Consider the following 16,961-nt stretch of genomic DNA (forward strand, 5'->3'; position numbering starts at 1 on the left):
TGCCGAATTTTATGCGAAACTGCGGATCGGGATCAGATGGTTGTCCCATTGGCAATCAGACCGCGTCAGGATCTGTGTCCGCGGCCCGTCCAGCGTGCCGACAAGGCCGGTTCCTGCTGTGAAGACCAACCCGCCCGGACCGGCCCCGAGACCGCAGACATCGTTCAAGGCGAAGGCGTCCATGAAGGTTGCAGTCTGCACATCGAACCGGTGCAGAGCGTTGCCGCGCGGGCAGGTGATGGCGATGGCCGCCCCATCGGCTGAAAACGCGATACTGCCTGCATATCCCTGCAATTGGCTTTGATCCGCTTCGGGGGCTGAGATCAGGGTAACAGCCTCACCCCGGCGGTGCAGACCTACAAGCGGAGGATGCTCGGACGCGCTGCCCTGCCATTGCATCGCAAAACCGACAAGCCCATCATCGCGCACGGCCAGATGCCGGATCGAGTTCTTGTGCATGGCGCGCGGCAGTTCCACCTGTTCCAGCAGTGTTCCGGACAGATCGAGGTAACTCAGATTCGGGCGCATCACCGGCAGGTTCAGTTTGGTGCGCCCGGTGTCGGGATGGGTTTCAATCCCGCCATTGGCAATCACAATCGATTGCCCATCCGGCATCAGGCGCATGTCATGGGGGCCAATGCCGCCCGACGAGAACTCTCCCAATCGTTCAAAGCTGTCCGCGTCCCAAATGCTGACCTTGCCGGTACCGGCTTCATAGTCGTTTTCGGTGGCAAAGAAGTGCATGCCATCGGCCGAAAACGTGCCGTGACCATAGAAATGTCGCCCCTCCGGGGCTTCAAGCCGGACCAGTTCCGTGCCGTTGGCGCAATCGATCACAACGGCGAAAGTTCCGGGGCGGCGCGCGAAGGCGACAGCCTGCGCTTTGTTCGGATGTGCGGCGGCGGCGTGGCCGCGCGCGGGCAGGGGCAGGGCGAACAGGATATCTCCTTCGGCGGTCAACCCCGCCAGACGGAATGAACCGTCGGGGAACAGCCCTGCAGCCAGATAGTCTGGCGCGCCAACGGATGCCCATCCCCGGATCGGGGTGATGCTCGCCGCCGCCAACCCGGCAAGAAAACGCCTGCGACTGGTCAAGGCTCAGTCCCCGTCCAATGAGTTGAAGCCTGCGCTGATCCCAAGTGTCGGGCCAAGTTCGGTTGAGGCGATGGTGCGGATGTCGGTGATGGATTGTTGCAGGGCTTCGATCCGAAACCGCGCCGCAGGGTCCGCCACGCCGGCCAATGCCGGGTCATCAATCGATTGTGCAGTGTCTATCGCGCGGGCGAAGGCGGCGTCCAGATCCGCGGCGACCTCGGGGTGATCAGAGGACAACCGCGCCGCCAAATCGCGCAGCGCGATCAGCGACAGTTCCACATGCCGCAAGGATCGTTCAGAGCGTCGCGCCTCGGCTCGTTTGGGGCGCGGGCGGTCGAATGTTCCGAGCGGTCGCCCCAGCCGTGTTGCTGCGGTGAACTCAAGACCGGTCGAGAGCGCTTTGAACAACTCCTGCAGTGCCTCGTCCTGTGTTCGATAGCGGCTGTCATCGCCGGGTTGGGTCAGGCTGGGGGCGTAGGCCTGCCAGTCTTCGGCCATCGCATGGGCGTTGACGCCAATATCTGCCGCGATCACCTGAATCAGGGCGCAGCGGTAGTCGGCGCTGCCCTGATCGGCAAAGGCGGGGTCAAACAGCATTCGTTCCAAGGCAAAAAAACCACGCCCAGCCACCGAGGTTTCGGCGTAGACCTCAACGCTTTCAACGGCCGCGTCTTCGGCGGCGATGTGCTGCGACAGGGCTTTGGAGGTAAACCCTTTGGTGTCGGGCCAGAAGGCCATGGCAAAGGCGCGGTCATCCACCTCGGTCGGCCCAAAGCGTAAATGGCTGACGGAAATCCAGCCGTCAAATGCCGCGCTATAGGCCGCGCGCAAGGCGGGTGAGGTTGGTTCGCAGTCCTGCTGTGCAGTCTCGGCCAGCGCGTCAGCGGTATCCGCCAGTTCTGCGAATCGGGGCAGGATATGCGACTGGGTCGCATCCAGCAGGATTGCGGAACGATCCTGTGCCAAAGCGCTAACCGGTAGCATCAGTGATGCGGCGATGAGGGGCAGTATGCGCATGTCAAAGGCTCTCAAGGAAACGGATCAGCGCGTCCCGGTCGGCCTTGGGCATTGAGACGACGGCATCGCGCGTCGCCCGCGCTTCGCCCCCGTGCCACAGGATCGCCTCCAGCAGATTGCGGGCGCGCCCGTCATGCAGGAATTGCGTGTGGCCCGATACTCGTTCGGTCAGGCCAACGCCCCACAACGGAGGCGTGCGCCATTCGCGACCGGTTGCGCGGGCTTCGGGGCGGTTGTCGGCCAAACCTTCGCCCATGTCGTGCAGCAGCAGGTCGGTATAGGGCCAGATCAGTTGGAAGCTCTGTTCGGGCCGGTCGTCCATGCGGTGTGTCACATGGGACGGCGTGTGACATGCGGTGCAGCCCGTGGTGTAGAACACCTCTTTGCCGCGCAGAACCTCAGGGTTATCTACGTCGCGGCGGCCGGGCACACCCAGATTGCGGCTGTAGAAGGCCACAAGATCCATGCCGATCTGATCGATCTCAAACCCGCGCGTGTCGTCAGCGCCATGCGGCGCGTCCGTGCAGGTGGTCTGCGCGTCGGTACAATCCCCGTGCGGGGCCGGGAACAGTGGGCTTGAGATACCGATATCCCCGGCAAAGGCCGCCGCTGACTGCTCCATGATCGTTGGCATGCCCGCCTTGTGCCCAAACCGGCCCATCATGGGGACATCGTATTCTGCCGACCAGACGATGTTCGCCCGGCCCGAGATCCCATCGCCATCCGAATCTTCGGGGTCGGCTTTGGCCAGAAGATCAGCGACCGGGATCGCCTCCAGCAAACCAAGGCCGATCATCTGCGGCGCGACGCGGGGGCTGAGCATCGCATCCGGGTGCAACGGACCATAGCCCAGATCGGCGGCCCGATAGGTCGGGCGGCGCAACGACACGATTTCGCCGTCCGACAGCGCGACCGGGACCTCTTCGTAAGTGATGTCCAACTGGTATTCCGCCGGGTGTCCGGCCAGCGCGAAGTCTTGCATCTGGCCACCATATGTCGGCTCTGGCAGGGTCGCGATATAATCCTCGATCTCGGGAAAGCCGTCGTTTGGGCCGCCCGGTATGGAGACTCGCAGGAACATAGACACCGCATTGTCATCCGGCCCGTTCGGCGTGTGCCCGCGCCCGTCCTTGATGTGACACCGCTGGCAGGACCGCGCGTTGTAAAGCGGACCCAACCCGTCAGATGCCAGCGTCGATGACGGCGACGACACCCAGATTTTCTTGAACAGCCCGTTGCCGACCTTGAAATCAAGCTCTTGCTCAAAGCTTAGGTTGCCCGAGGGTTGGGAAAACGCATCCGCATCGTTGCGCACGCGAACCGTTGCGGCCCCGGCGGGCAGGTCTTCGAACCGCTGCGGCACGCTGAAGTCCTGCGGCGGTGCAGTGACCGCCTCAACGCGGGCGCGTTCGTCATCGGTGCGGGGGGTGATGTTCAGGTGAAGGTCCTGCAGGGGAAGGTTTTGGGTTTCAGCAGGCAGGGCCGGGGTGGCCGCCAGGGCGGCCACTGACAGGGCAAAAAGACTATTCGCCTTCGTCCATTTTCGATGCGTTGAGTTGCGCATAATTGGCTTCGCCGATCCTTTCGTACAGGTCGAGCTGCGTTTCCAGGAAGTCGATATGGCCTTCCTCATCTGCGATCAATCCTTCGAACAGCGTCATAGAGACGTAGTCCCCGGCTTCCCTACAATAGTCGCGCGCTTCGGCATAAAGGGCACGAGCGTCCAGTTCGGCGGCCAGATCACACTCCAACGTTTCCTTTGGGTTCTGACCGATACGCAGCGGGTCCAGCTTTTGCAGGTTCGGGTGACCTTCCAGAAAGATGATGCGCTCAATCAGCTTGTCCGCGTGCCCCATCTCCTCGATGCTTTCTTCGCGGCTTTTCTTGGCCATATGGCCAAGGCCCCAATCTTCCTGAAGCCTGTAGTGTAGCCAATACTGGCTGACCGCGGTCAGTTCATGCCGCAGGGATTTGTTGAGATATTCTATGACCTTGGGATCGCCCTTCATCAGCTTTCTCCTGTGATACTCCGCTGCGCAACGCGCGGAGTTGCATGGGGACTTCCAGATTATCGCTTGAACGCATCGTGTCTAGGAAAAGCGGCATGCACCCGCCGCAATCCGCCGACTTTCCGAGGGCGTGGTAGATTTTGCCCGGCGTGATGATGGCCTGCGAATCCGCCGCGCGCATCCAGTCAATCGCGGCGCGGATGTCGTGGTCAGAGATGTTGGTGCAGTGGCATACGATCATGGCGAATCGAGGCTCGTTAGATTTCTTACTTAAATAGTAGGTTATTTGTTTCAGGTCCAGCGCGCTTTCATACGTCTTCGTGACCAGACCGGTCGGAACCGAGGTGTCGCCCCGTTTCCGACCGACGGGGCCGTTTAGTGGAAAACCGCGTCGGGGTTGTCCAGGCTGTCCGAGCCTTCGAACTCGATGTTGTCAAGCTCAAGTGCTGTGACGATGCGTTCGATGGTCTTGGTCTGGTCGATCAGGCCGTTGACGCCGCCCATGATCAGCGCCTCGCCACCGGCATTGCCGCGTTCCAGCATCTGGTCATAGGCAAATCCGGCCTCGGCGGTCGATTTCATCACGCCAAGCGCCAGCATCGTGTTTGCCAGCTTGGTCTTCATTTCCGCGTCCAGCGCAGGATCGCTTGCGATCACCAGCTCCGACAGCGATGCGCCGCTGACCGGCGTACCGTCGATACGGGTATAGCTGCCCAGATAGACGTTCTGGATGCCAACCCCGTTATAGTAGTGGTCGTTATGGGTGTTGTCGGCAAAGCACGAATGCTCTTCTTCTGGATCGTTCAGCATCACGCCCAACCGCATGCGTTCACCTGCGGTTTCCCCATATGACAGCGAACCCATGCCGGTCAGGATTGCACTGATGCCAGCGTCTTCGTTTTGGGTCAGAGCGGCGCGGGCTTCTCCACCTTCGGCCCACTGTGCCGCCATCCATTCCAGATCGCTGACCAGCAGATCGGTGGCAGCGCTCAGATATTGCGCGCGGCGGTCGCAATTGCCGTTGGTGCAGTCATCGCCCTGCGCATAGTCGGTGGCCGGACGGTTGCCCGCGCCAGCACCGTGGCCGTTCAGATCCTGACCCCACAAAAGGAACTCGATCGCGTGGTAGCCGGTGGCGACGTTTGCCTCGACCCCATCTGCCTCGTGCAGCGTGTCGGCCAGCAGCTCTGGCGTGATCCGGGACGCGTCAACAGTGTTACCCGACAGATCAAAGCTGGGGTTGGCGATCACGTTCAGAACGGCGAACTCGTTTTCGTCGCTGGGCCCACCATAAGAGGCGTCAACATAGTCGATCAGCCCCTCGTCCAGCGGCCATGCGTTCACCTTGCCTTCCCAGTCATCGACGATGGCATTCCCAAAGCGATAGACCTCGGTCTGCTGATAGGGAACACGCGCCGCCAGCCATGCTGCGCGGACGGCGTTCAGCGTGGCATCCGACGGATCGGTGATCAGGGCGTTAACGGCCGCTTGCAGCGTTTTTGCCGCGATCAGGCTGTCGTCATATTTGGCTTCGGCGATGTCGGCATAGGTGTTCAGAACATCGGCTTTTGCGGGCGCATCACCGGCAAAAGCGCTGGTTGCGGCACAAAGTGTCAAAGCGCTGGCAGCGGTCAATAATCTGGTCATGAGGTTTGAGTCTTTCCTGTCAGAAACGGCTAAGTGGGCGAGTGGCCACATGGAGTTATGCAGCAATAACTGAGTGATTAAGTAAGATTTGTCAACCTGAGTTTTATTGTCAGAAATTAAGCCGGGCAAGGTAGCAATCACCCGCTTATTCCCCATATCTGGCGAGGCCTGAACGCCGGGCTTGCGTTGCGCAACAGGGGATTCGGGCTAAACTGATCGGTGTGATTCTATTTTGGTGGTACTTGGTTAATGAAATGCGCGGTTTTGGCATTGTCCCTTTTGCCGGCGGCTGTCACGGCCCAGGCAACGCAGCTGGAAAGCCAGCCTGAACGTGGGACCGGACGGTTAGCCATTCAATTTTCGGGTGCCGAGTTTGCACTGTCTCTGGCGGTTCCCAGCGCAGATATCGTCGGGTTCGAGCGGCCTGCCGCCTCGGATGAGGACCGCGCCATGGTTGCGGTGGCAATTTCGGACTTGTCTAAACCATTGGAGTTGTTCGTACTTCCGGAAGAAGCCGGGTGCTTTACTGCTTCGGCCAATGTGGCCCTGACATCTGATACGCAAGGCGAGCCAACTCAGGCGATCGGAACCGAAACAAGCCCATCCGAGACCCCCGAATTGTCCGAGTTTCAGGCCGATTACGTGATCCAATGTCAGAGCATCGAGGCGCTGAACACAATCGAATTCGCCTATTTTGATCGGTTCGAAGCGACTCAGAAATTTCAGGTCAGCGTCGAGCGGTCTGATGGGCTGCACACATTCGACGTCACCCGCGCCACGCCACTGGTGGATCTGTCGGGGCTTTAGAGACAATCCTAGCGCTCAACGCCCAATGAGCCCGCCAAGGGGACATTCAAACCATCTGTTGTCGGGAATTTTGGTAGCGGAGGAGGGACTTGAACCCCCGACACGCGGATTATGATTCCGCTGCTCTAACCAACTGAGCTACTCCGCCATGAGTGAGAGGCGATTTAAGGGAGCCGCTGGGGAGGGTCAAGGGGGAAAAGACCGGATCACAGCGGATTCTTTCAGATCGTTTGCGTGTTTTCGTCCTCGCCGGAATTCGATGTGTCCGCAGCGGATTGAATGACCCTGCGGATGAAATCTGCGCACTGGTCCGGAACCGTGATTGGCGTCATGTGGCCCAGTCCGTCAACCTCTTCGTAGAACAACCCAAACTCCGTCATCGGAGGTCCGTGCAGCGCCGGAGACAGGATCGTGTCCTGCGCGCCGTAGAACACGCCGCCCGGGGTTCGCAGTTCGGGGTAGCGGGCGCTTTGGGCTGCGATGCTGTCATCCACGCCGACAAGATCCTGCGAGGCGGTGACGAAGGCTGACGGCCTTAACCCCAATGCGCCGCCCGCGCGGCTTAGAAAGTCGTCTGGCACCGGTTCCGGGTCAAAGGCGAAATGCAGGGAATGGGGGGCCGTTTTGGCGGCAATCGGAACCGCCAGCGTGTTGCCAACCAGATTGCGTATCCATTCCGAACGGATTTCCAGCGATTTGAAGATCACTGGCGGGGCGGGCATCTTGTGGGTCAGGGGTGCCAGCAGGGCAAGGGCTGCCACCCGGTCCGGGTAATCCAGTGCGATGGCCAGTGACAGCGCGCCGCCCAGGGAATGCCCCACCAGCACCGCGTCGGATATGCCTTTGACCTCAAGAAATTCGTTGATCATCCGGGCCTGTTCCGGCAGCCGCCCGACCTCGGGCGCTTCGCGGGTCGAGTAGCCGCAGCCGGGGCGATCCAGGGCGATGACGTGATATTCATCGGCCAGCGCGTCGACCAAAGCATAGGTGAAATGCTGCAACTGCCCGGCCAGACCGTGGATCATGACAATGGTTTGCGCCTCGGGGTTGCCTTTTTCAACATAGTGAATGCTGCCCCCGGTGACAGGAACGATCTGCCCCAACTGCGGAACAGTTTTGAACCCCTCGTTGGTCAGATGCCGGGTCCAGAGGTGCATAACCAGCAGGACGGCCACCAAAAGGGCGATTAGGATCAGCACAATTGTCATCTCATCAATCTCCTGCCGCGTCAGGCGCGGGCCCGTAGTGTTCCATTCCTGACCGGGCCATACGCTTTTGGAATTCTGCGACGGTTCCGGGCCACAGCGTCGTGTTGCGCCCCTTGGCATCCAGATACCAGGACGTGCAACCGCCGGATTTCCAGACACCGTCTGCGTGGCGGTCCTGCATTTCTTTGGTGAACGCCTCTTGTTTCTCGGCATGCGGCGTGATGGCGTCCAGCCCTTGATCCGCCATCGCGCTCAGTACTTCGCCGATATGGCTGACCTGCGCTTCGATCATCAGCACGACCGAGTTGTGGCCAAGCCCGGTATGTGGCCCGAGCAGAATGAAGAAATTCGGGAATCCCGCGACGGCGGTGCCCAGATTGGCCTGCATCCCGTCCGACCACGCCTGCCTCAGCGTCAGCCCGTCCAGGCCGGTAATGTCCAGACGTTCGGCAATGTCGGTGACGTGAAAGCCGGTGCCCCAGACCAGAATGTCGGCCTGCGTTTCTGACCCATCGGTCGCAAGTATCTTGTCGCCGTCGATGGATGCCACGCCCGACGGGATAACGTGAACATTGTCCCGTGTCAGGGTGGGGTACCAGTCGTTGGAACTGAGGATGCGCTTGCAACCGATCTGATAGTCCGGGGTCAGCTTCTCGCGCTCGGCCGGATCGGATATGGCCCCGTGCAGCGATTTGCGCCACATGTTCATCGCATACGCCACCATGAGCTTTTCGCCCCGGAACACGCGGTGGCGAAACTCGAAAAAGGCGAAAATCAACCCGCGTCTGATCCGGGCCAGCAAGGGGACGCGCCGGTACAGCCGCCGGACCCAGGGCGCAATTGGACCGTCCGGGCGCGGCAGGACATAGGGCGCACTGCGTTGAAAGACCGTCACCTGTTTCGCGGTCTTTGCGATTTCGGGCACAAACTGAATGGCCGATGCCCCGGTTCCGACAACAGCAACGCTCGCGCCGGTCATGTCAACGTCGTGGTTCCATTCCGCTGAATGGAAGCTGGGACCGGGGAAGCTGTCGGCACCGGGAATGGTCGGAATGCTTGGAATATGCAGCGCACCGATTGCGGACACCAGAAACCGTGCCGTCCAGGTCTGGCCGCTTTCGCTTTCGACATGCCAGTGATCCCCATCCCATTTGGCGGATTTCAGGCGTTGGTTGAAATGGCACAGATCGTACAGTCCTTCATCCCGCGCGACGTTCTGCAGGTAAGCCTGTATTTCCGCGCCGCCCGCATAAGACTGGCTCCAGTCCGGATTCGGATGCGTTGCCATGGAATACAGGTGCGAGGGCACATCGCAGGCAACACCGGGATAGGTGTTCTCGCGCCAGGTGCCGCCGATGTCATCGGCCTTTTCAAGAATGATGATGTCGCGAATGCCGCGTTTGCGGGCCTCCAGCGCCATGGTCAACCCGGCGAACCCCGCGCCGACGATCAGCATCTGTGTCTTTTGCGTCAAAACCTTGCCTCCCGGCACAACCATATGGAGATAAACCAAAGATAGGAAGGGGTGTGGTTTTGAGAAGCAAGTTATCGGGAATAAAAGTAAATCAGCGGGTGCTTGCGCTGTGAACAATTGGCACGTGTGCGTGTCACAGGTGCAGCCGATTGGCCCGCCCGTGTTGCACCAATCGCAGGTTCAGCTCATCCGCCTCGGGTGCGCCGTGTTCCAGTGCAAAGACAAAGGCGTGGGTCAAGTAAAAACAGGCGGCGTCAATGTCGCCTGCCTCCTCGCGTTCATCTGCGGCCATGGTGTAGTATCGGACAAGGGCCGCGTGATCGTTGCGGGCGTGCGCAGCCAGAAGCAAATCGTCAAGCGCGGCCCTGTCCATGCCCAACGGCCTATTCTGACCGTCCATTTTCAATCTGTGTCGCCACCCAATGGTGGAAATTATGCGTGGGGCCGTCCATCGCGGGTGAAAAGCGGCCACCGTCGAACAGCATACCATGACGCCCCTTTTGCATCCCTTCGACGACAAAGACATCCTCTTCGAACACGGTTTTCCAAAGCTGCGCGTTTGATGCCCGCAGACCGTCATGCTGGGGTGTCTCAGCTTCGCTTTTGGCATAGTAGAGCTCGATATGTTCGACGGTGTTTTCCTGATCCACCGGTTCCAGCACAATTGCAAAGCTGTGATCGCGCTGAACGCCCAACAGCACGTTGGGATACAGCGCCACATATTCCGCGCCCTCATCCCATTTGTCGCTAAGGCCTTCGAAATCCGGCAGGGTCGCACCGTCCTGATCTGTCAGTTGCCGGTAGACCAGCGTGCCCTGACCCGAGTAATGCCCGCGCTTTTCGATGTTGTAGTGGTCCTCCAGCCGGGAATAGCTGTTCAGGCCGGGATGCACCCAGGGCAGGTGATAGCTTTCGCAGTAATTTTCGACCGCCAGCTTCCAGTTGGTTTTCACCTCCAGCTTGAAAGAGGATTCGTCGCCGCCGTGAAACAGCGGGGTTTCGAATTCTTTCCAACGTTCCAGCAGCTCGCCGTGGGCGTCTTCGAAAGAGGGCGCATTGCCGTCGACATTCACAAAGATCACATCGCGCCAGACATGCGAGCGGATACGCACCAGCCCGAGGTCTTCGTTCTTGACGTCTTCGTGCTTGTTCTGACCGGGGCCGCCAACATGAGGGGTCGCACGCAGCTCACCCTTCAGGCTGTAGCACCAGCTGTGATAGGGGCAGCGGATGGCCCCGCCGATCTTCTTTGGCGCGTCCACAAGGATCATGCCCCGGTGGCGGCAGGTGTTTTGAAACACGCCGATCTGCCCATCGCGATCCCGGACGATCAGCAGCGGCATTCCCAGAAAATCGACCGGCTTGGCATCACCGATTTCAGGCACGTCCTTGCCGAACCCGATGCCTGACCAATTCGCGTACAGGACAGATTTCCGTTCCTCCGCGAACATGGCCGGATCGACGTAATGTTCATTCGGCAGACCATTGGCTGTGTTCACATCGGTCAGAACCGACGAGAGCGGGCTGTGCTTGTTCATCGAACTCTCCTGCGGTTGGGAATTGCCTTTCAGTTTCCTATTGGCGGACAGGTTGGGGGGACATCAATATCAGAAAAGCTCATCAATGGATGAGTTGAACTAAACCGAGCCATCGCGCACCTCGTCGATGATCCAATTTTTCAGGGCTCGGGCGTTGTCGGACAATTCCTCATCCGGGCGTCCGACAAGGTAAAACTGGTTCGGCGCTTCCAGAAAATGTGATCCGATCGGCACCAGTTTGCCGGATTGCAGCATCGGTTGAATCAAGCGTTTCCACCCCAGGGCCAGACCCGCCCCCTTGCGGGCCATCTGCAATGCGACCGAATAGCTGTTGACCCGCGTTTCCATCGTGATCCGGTCTGTATGGCCGAGTTGACGAAACCAGTCGGGCCAGGTTGTCCAACTGTTGTCTTCGGAATCAAGATGTATCAGCCGCTGTTGCGCAAGGGTTCTTAGCCCGGTGCCCGCCAACTGTTCGGCAAGTTCGGGGCTGCCAACCGGCATCAGGTGATCCCGGTACAGCGGCGTATGATCCAAGTTGGGATCACCATCGCGCCCGTAGCGGATAAAAAAGTCCAGATCGGAACGATCCTTGAACGGGCGATCCTGCGAGATCTGGTCGATGCTTACTTCGGGCATGTCTCGCCAGAACCGGATCACGGATGGCGACAGCCACAAAGCAGCGACGGAGGTGGTCGATCCGACCGTGACCTTACCGCCATATGACCGATCCCGGATGGTCGACAGCGATTTCGAGATGCGTCCGAAGGATGATGACAGCGCCTCGTACAGGGCCTTGCCGTCATCCGTCAGGGCAACGCTGCGGTGTTTGCGCTGAAACAGCGGTGCCTCCAGATAGGCCTCCAACGCCTTGATCTGATGGCTGACCGCGCCGGGTGTCACCGAAAGCTCTTCGGCGGCGTTTTTGAAGCTGAGATGGCGGGCGGCCGCCTCAAAAGCCGACAGGGTTGTCAGGGGCGGCAGTTTGTAGTGGCGACGGGACATAGAGACCTGGCTGGCTTCGGGTTAGTCATGCTCGTGCGACTATGAAAATTTTTATCGTTGAACGCCAGCATTTGATGCATTGAGAATGTGTCAAATTTCAACGTTTGCGATTTTGGAGTCGCGAAAAACATCAAACAGGTCGGTTCCTGCGCGCCGGTTCGGCGGACGCCCCGTTACGCAGGCATACCAAGCAAAGTCAATTCCGATACACAGTCGGACATAAGTGTTCAGGGTCGCATTCGGGCCGCCTTCCCGGAGATGCGGTTCAAGCGTGCTGGTCTAAACCTGCAAAGGACCAAGGATGGAAATGTGCGATGCAAATTCAAAAGGCAAGCATTCTTGGGACCTTGTTCTAACTTCGCATGTGGCATGGAAAGTCACCCATTCAAAAAGAATCTGAGAGGGCTTCGCCTTTGTAGCGGCCCCCAAAAACCACGGATCGACAACACGGAGGAGAATTATGTCGGTACCTGAACCATTCACGGATCTAGAGATAGAAACGGCAGATGCCGGATTCTATGAAAATTACAGCGTGCCAATTGCGCTGATCAGCAAGGGCATCATGGTGGCCTTGGTGCTGTGGGCGCTGGTGTTTCCGGCAAACGCAAACAGTACATTGGGCAGCTGGAACGGTCGGCTGCTCGAAAGCTTCAACGGCTTTTACGTGATTATTGTTGGCCTGTTCTTTTTCTTTCTGGCGATTGTCGCGATCATCCCCTCGACCGGAAAGCGGATCATGGGCACGCCTGGCGAAAAGCCCGAATTCTCGAATTTCTCGTGGTTTTCGATGATGTTTGGCGCTGGTCTGGGCGTTGGCCTGATGGTGTTTGCCACCGCCGAACCGCTGGGCCTGTGGGGGTCGAACCCTGTTGTCGTGTCCGGCTCGGTCGAAGGCAACAGCCCCGAGGCGCTGCAATCGGCCTACCGGTTCACCTATCTGCACTATGGCTTCCACGCCTGGGCGATCTATGTGGTGACCGGCCTGTCGCTGGCCTATTACGCCTATACGCGCAACATGCCCCTTACCATTCGCTCGGCGCTGACACCTTTGTTCGGTCGACTGATGAACGGGTTCCTGGGCCATGTGGTTGATGTGCTGGGCGTTGTGGCAACGATCCTCGGTGTTTCGGTGACCATCGGCTACGGTGTCAGCCAGTTCATCGATGGGGTCTACGCCATCACCGGCATGCAGTGGGTCATGGATCTGGGCGGTGACGTGCCAACCCCCAGCAAAGTGGGTCTGATTGCAGGTCTTCTGGTCATCATGTGCCTGTCGATCATCTCGGCTGTTTCGGGTGTCGGGCGCGGGGTAAAGTACCTGTCGAACCTCAATCTGGTGCTTTCGATCATCCTGCTGGGAACGTTCGTCGTGTTCGGATCGTTCGTCTTTGCCATGACGACCTATGGTTCGGCGATGGTCGATTACATCCTGAACTTCCTGTCGCTCAGCTTTAGCGCCTATGGCCCGTTGTCTGCGGAATCCTTCGCAGCGGCCTTGCCTGCCGAGGCGCAGGCGCACGCCAACGACCTGTTCGGCGGCGCAACCAACGCCTGGGGCAGCTTTGACGGCTTCAAAAGCGGCCTTGAAGGCGCCGCAGCCGAGTTGGACGAGGCCACTCTGACCGCAGCATATGCTGCTGGTGAGCAGGGCCGTCAGTTCGGATGGCAGGCCGGTTGGACCACGTTCTACTGGGCCTGGTGGATCGCGTTCTCGCCTTTCGTGGGCCTGTTCCTTGCGCGTATCTCCAAGGGTCGCTCGGTGCGCGAGTTCATTCTGGGCTGTGTCTTTGCACCGGCGCTGGTCTGCTTCGCGTGGATGACGGTTCTGGGTGGTACGGCGATTGATCTGGAGCTGGCAGGTGCCGCAGAGGGTGCGATCATTGGGGCATCGAACACCAACAAACTGTTCGTGACCCTGTCTTACATGATCGATGGCGGGCTGCTGTCCATGCTGAACGTCATGTGCGTGATCCTGATCATGACCTTCCTCGTGACCTCAGCGGACTCGGGCATTCTGGTGATGAACACCATCATGTCGGGCGGCAGTCAGGAAACCGGCGTCAAGCACCGTATCATCTGGGGTGTGATCCTGACCGCTGTGATCGGTGCGCTGATCCTTGCAGCCGGGGACAACAACCCGATGGACGCGTTGCGCAACGCGATGATCATCGGGGCGTTGCCGTTCACGATGGTCATGGGTCTGATGTGCGTCGCACTGGGCAAGGCCCTGTTCCGCGACGGGCAGCGTGACAAACACGCGGCCTCGTCTACGCAGGCGGCTGAATAGCGCCTGTTGCGATCCCTTGAAAACAACGGACGCCGCCCAACCCGGGCGGCGTTTTTCGTGTCGCTTCCTGCAAGCACATATCGCAATCAGAGAGGTGACAGCGCGGCGAATCCCCCAAAGTGAAACGCAAGATGGAGGATTGCCAAGTGAACATCCGTACGACAACGCGCGCCGGTGGGCGCTCGGCCCGCCGCGCACTGCGCACCGCACCGAACTTTGACATGTTGCCCGGCCTGAAGCGGGGCATTCCGCTATGCGAGGTTATGGACGGCAGCCAGGTTGAACGCATCGACGACGCCTCGATGGACATCCTTGAAAACGTCGGCGTTCAGTTCCGCGACCCGATTGCCCTGGAGGATTGGAGGAGGGCAGGGGCCAAGGTTGAAGGTGAGTTGGTCTTTCTGGGTCGTGACCTCGTCCGCGAATTGATCGCGACGATCCCGTCGGACTTCACTTACCACGCCCGCGATCCCAACAAGAATGTGCGTTTGGGTGGGAAACACTCGATCTTTGTGCCGATGACCGGCGCGCCGTTCCTGCGCGATCTGGACGATGTGCGCAGGAACCCCACGCTGGACGATCTGGCGATGTTTCACAAACTCAGCCACATGATGCCCGCGCTGCATTCCTCGGCGCATCATATCGTGGAACCGTATGACCATCCGATCAGCCAGCGGCATCTGCGCATAACCTATTCGTCAATGAAACACTCGGACAAGACATTCATGGGCATGACCACCTCGCCCAAGAACGCCGAAGACGTGATGGAGATGTGCGCGATCCTGTTTGGCGAGGATTTCCTTGAGGATCACCCCGTTACCACTGGCAATTGCAATGGAAACTCACCGCTGGTCTGGGATGAGACGATGCTGGGCGCGATGCGGGCCTTTTGCCGCCGCAATCAGCCTGTCTTGTGTTCTCCGTTCGTTTTGGGCGGGGCCAATACGCCTGCCTCTGTTCCCGCCACGGTCGCACAGCTAAACGCCGAGGCGCTGAGCGCGCTGGCCTATACGCAGGTCATCCGCAAAGGGGCTCCGGCGATCTATGGTCATTACCTGTCGACAGTATCGATGAAATCCGGCGCACCGATGGCGGGTACGCCCGAGATCAGCCTGATGAATTTCATGATCGGTCAAATGGCGCGGTATTACGATGTACCATGGCGCACCTCGAACACGTTGGGCGGGGCCAAAACCTTTGACGCACAGGCAGGGTATGAATCGGCGACGACGCTGAGTGCGGTGATGCACGCCGGGGCAAATTACATCTGGCACAGCGCCGGGTGGAACGAGGCCGGAATGCATTGTTCGGTTGCCAAGTTCATTGTCGATGCCGAGCAATGCGCGATGGCCTACCGCATGGCCGAGGGGCCCAAATGGGGCGATTTCGACGAAGCACTCTCTGCCGTCCCCGAGGTCGGGCCTGGCGGGCACTATCTGGGTCACCCCCACACGCAGGACAATTTCCAAACCGCGTTCTTCATGCCTGAGATGTTCGATAACAACTCGATCGAACAATGGGTGGCCGAAGGTGAGGTCGAAATAACCGAACGCGCGTTGACCCACGCCCGCAAACTGCTGGCCGAGTATCAGGAACCCACGCTCGACATCGCCAAGAACGAAGAGCTGTTGGACTACATCGCCCGCCGGGAACGAGAGATCCCGGCCGCCGATGAGTTGAACCAGACCTACTGAAGAACACTCCCCGTACTGGCCCGCCCCTGCACAGGCGGGCCCTTTTTTGTTCATGATCCGAAGGCCAAAATGAAGATCGCCGAAATTCACATCTACAGCCACGAACTGCCGGTCAAAAACGGCCCCTACACGATGGCAAATGCCGAAGTTTGGGCGCTGGACACGACCCTTGTGAAACTTGTGGCCGAGAATGGTCTGGTGGGGTGGGGGGAAACCTGCCCGGTCGGTCCGACCTATGCCGAGGCCCATGCCGCCGGTGCCCGCGCCGCATTGGCCACAATGGCACCGGGCCTGATCGGGGCCGAGGTGCTGCCGGTGCCGCTGCATCGCAGGATGGATGCGGTGTTGAACGGGCATAACTACGCCAAGGCGGCGGTGGATATTGCGGCGCATGATCTGTTGGGCAAAGCGCTGGGCGTTTCGGTTGCTGATTTGTTGGGTGGCGCAGTGAGCCGCAGATTGCCGTCCTACTACGCGACCGGGGTCGGGGCACCGGACGACATCGCGCGGCTGGCGGGTGAGAAGCTGGCAGAAGGCTATCCTCGATTGCAGATCAAGGTTGGCGGGCGCCCGGTCGAGCTGGATATCGAGACGATCCGCAAAGTGTGGGAGGTGATCCGGGGCTCGGGCATGAAGCTGGCGGTCGATGGCAATCGAGGCTGGACCACCCACGACGCGCTGCGTGTCAGTCGCGAATGCCCCGAGATCCCGTTCATCATGGAACAACCCTGCAACACCATTGAGGATCTGCAGAAAATCCGGCCACAGATTCAGCATCCGATCTACATGGATGAAAACAGCACCAGCCTGAACACCGTTATCACTGCCGCGGGAACCGGGCTGGTGGACGGATTCGGTATGAAACTCACTCGGATCGGCGGTTTGCACCCCATGCGCGCCTTCCGTGACATTTGCGAGGCGCGCAACCTGCCGCATACCTGCGATGACAGTTGGGGCGGGGATATCATCGCTGCCGCCTGCACACATATCGCCGCGACTGTGCGCCCGGACTTGTTGGAGGGCGTCTGGCTCGCAGCACCTTATATTGATGGGCATTACGATCCGAAAAATGGCATTCAAATCAACGGCGGGCATATCGATCTGCCAACCGGGCCGGGCTTGGGTGTTATGCCTGACGAAAGCCTGTTCGGCGCGCCTGCCGCGTCATTTTAGATGGGGT

Annotated in this window: 15 protein-coding genes and 1 tRNA gene; 4 read left to right on the forward strand and 12 right to left on the reverse strand. The window is 59.6% G+C overall.

What is annotated here, in order from left to right:
- Window positions 1–9: 9 nt before the first annotated feature.
- The 6 genes from ACR0LW_RS17145 to ACR0LW_RS17170 all read right to left on the reverse strand — a co-directional run bounded on the left by ACR0LW_RS17145 (window position 10) and on the right by ACR0LW_RS17170 (window position 5,768).
- The gene (locus ACR0LW_RS17145; protein WP_480883509.1) at window positions 10–1,095 is read right to left on the reverse strand and encodes a DUF1513 domain-containing protein; all 1,086 of its coding nucleotides are present in this window, start codon (window positions 1,093–1,095) and stop codon (window positions 10–12) included.
- A 3-nt stretch (window positions 1,096–1,098) separates the two neighbouring features.
- On the reverse strand, window positions 1,099–2,112 hold the full coding sequence (locus tag ACR0LW_RS17150; RefSeq protein ID WP_480582509.1) for an imelysin family protein: 1,014 nt from the start codon (window positions 2,110–2,112) through the stop codon (window positions 1,099–1,101).
- A 1-nt stretch (window position 2,113) separates the two neighbouring features.
- The gene (locus ACR0LW_RS17155) at window positions 2,114–3,619 is read right to left on the reverse strand and encodes a di-heme oxidoreductase family protein (protein WP_480883511.1); all 1,506 of its coding nucleotides are present in this window, start codon (window positions 3,617–3,619) and stop codon (window positions 2,114–2,116) included.
- Window positions 3,620–3,635: 16 nt separating this feature from the next.
- Entirely contained in the window at window positions 3,636–4,121 is a 486-nt protein-coding gene (bfr, locus tag ACR0LW_RS17160) for a bacterioferritin (RefSeq protein ID WP_170452473.1), read from the reverse strand.
- Window positions 4,069–4,362 carry a (2Fe-2S)-binding protein gene (locus ACR0LW_RS17165; protein WP_170452471.1) on the reverse strand — a complete coding sequence of 98 codons (294 nt, stop codon included), beginning with the start codon at window positions 4,360–4,362 and terminating at the stop codon, window positions 4,069–4,071. The genes bfr and ACR0LW_RS17165 overlap by 53 nt, the downstream gene beginning before the upstream one ends.
- Window positions 4,363–4,496: 134 nt before the next feature.
- Window positions 4,497–5,768: an imelysin family protein gene (locus ACR0LW_RS17170; protein WP_480883514.1), complete on the reverse strand. Its 1,272-nt coding sequence runs from the start codon at window positions 5,766–5,768 to the stop codon at window positions 4,497–4,499.
- A gap of 270 nt (window positions 5,769–6,038) precedes the next feature.
- Between ACR0LW_RS17170 and ACR0LW_RS17175 the strand changes: the two genes are divergently transcribed.
- Window positions 6,039–6,575 (forward strand): ZrgA family zinc uptake protein, encoded by a 537-nt coding sequence (locus tag ACR0LW_RS17175; RefSeq protein WP_170521835.1) that lies wholly within the window; start codon window positions 6,039–6,041, stop codon window positions 6,573–6,575.
- 71 nt (window positions 6,576–6,646) lie between these two features.
- On the opposite strand, the gene ACR0LW_RS17180 is transcribed toward ACR0LW_RS17175, so the two are convergent.
- The 6 genes from ACR0LW_RS17180 to ACR0LW_RS17205 form a co-directional block, all read right to left on the reverse strand.
- Window positions 6,647–6,723: transfer RNA gene (locus ACR0LW_RS17180), tRNA-Met, on the reverse strand.
- 73 nt (window positions 6,724–6,796) lie between these two features.
- Entirely contained in the window at window positions 6,797–7,783 is a 987-nt protein-coding gene (locus tag ACR0LW_RS17185; RefSeq protein ID WP_480883516.1) for an alpha/beta fold hydrolase, read from the reverse strand.
- A gap of 4 nt (window positions 7,784–7,787) precedes the next feature.
- Window positions 7,788–9,257, reverse strand: a complete 1,470-nt coding sequence (locus ACR0LW_RS17190) for a flavin-containing monooxygenase (RefSeq protein ID WP_480883518.1) — start codon at window positions 9,255–9,257, stop codon at window positions 7,788–7,790.
- A 133-nt stretch (window positions 9,258–9,390) separates the two neighbouring features.
- A complete protein-coding gene (locus tag ACR0LW_RS17195) occupies window positions 9,391–9,630 on the reverse strand; it encodes a hypothetical protein (RefSeq protein WP_480883584.1) in 240 nt (79 codons plus the stop codon).
- A 10-nt stretch (window positions 9,631–9,640) separates the two neighbouring features.
- Window positions 9,641–10,795, reverse strand: coding sequence for an aromatic ring-hydroxylating oxygenase subunit alpha (locus ACR0LW_RS17200; protein WP_170521842.1), 1,155 nt, complete (start codon window positions 10,793–10,795; stop codon window positions 9,641–9,643).
- 99 nt (window positions 10,796–10,894) lie between these two features.
- Window positions 10,895–11,800, reverse strand: a complete 906-nt coding sequence (locus ACR0LW_RS17205) for a LysR substrate-binding domain-containing protein (protein ID WP_170521845.1) — start codon at window positions 11,798–11,800, stop codon at window positions 10,895–10,897.
- 460 nt (window positions 11,801–12,260) lie between these two features.
- On the opposite strand from ACR0LW_RS17205, the gene ACR0LW_RS17210 reads away from it, so the two are divergent.
- The 3 genes from ACR0LW_RS17210 to ACR0LW_RS17220 all read left to right on the forward strand — a co-directional run bounded on the left by ACR0LW_RS17210 (window position 12,261) and on the right by ACR0LW_RS17220 (window position 16,954).
- On the forward strand, window positions 12,261–14,087 hold the full coding sequence (locus tag ACR0LW_RS17210; protein ID WP_480780223.1) for a BCCT family transporter: 1,827 nt from the start codon (window positions 12,261–12,263) through the stop codon (window positions 14,085–14,087).
- Window positions 14,088–14,233: 146 nt separating this feature from the next.
- On the forward strand, window positions 14,234–15,781 hold the full coding sequence (locus tag ACR0LW_RS17215) for a trimethylamine methyltransferase family protein (protein WP_480883521.1): 1,548 nt from the start codon (window positions 14,234–14,236) through the stop codon (window positions 15,779–15,781).
- A gap of 69 nt (window positions 15,782–15,850) precedes the next feature.
- Window positions 15,851–16,954 carry a mandelate racemase/muconate lactonizing enzyme family protein gene (locus ACR0LW_RS17220; RefSeq protein WP_480582489.1) on the forward strand — a complete coding sequence of 368 codons (1,104 nt, stop codon included), beginning with the start codon at window positions 15,851–15,853 and terminating at the stop codon, window positions 16,952–16,954.
- The last annotated feature ends 7 nt before the right edge of the window (window positions 16,955–16,961 follow it).

The sequence above is a fragment of the Ruegeria sp. N4 genome, assembly GCF_056531425.1.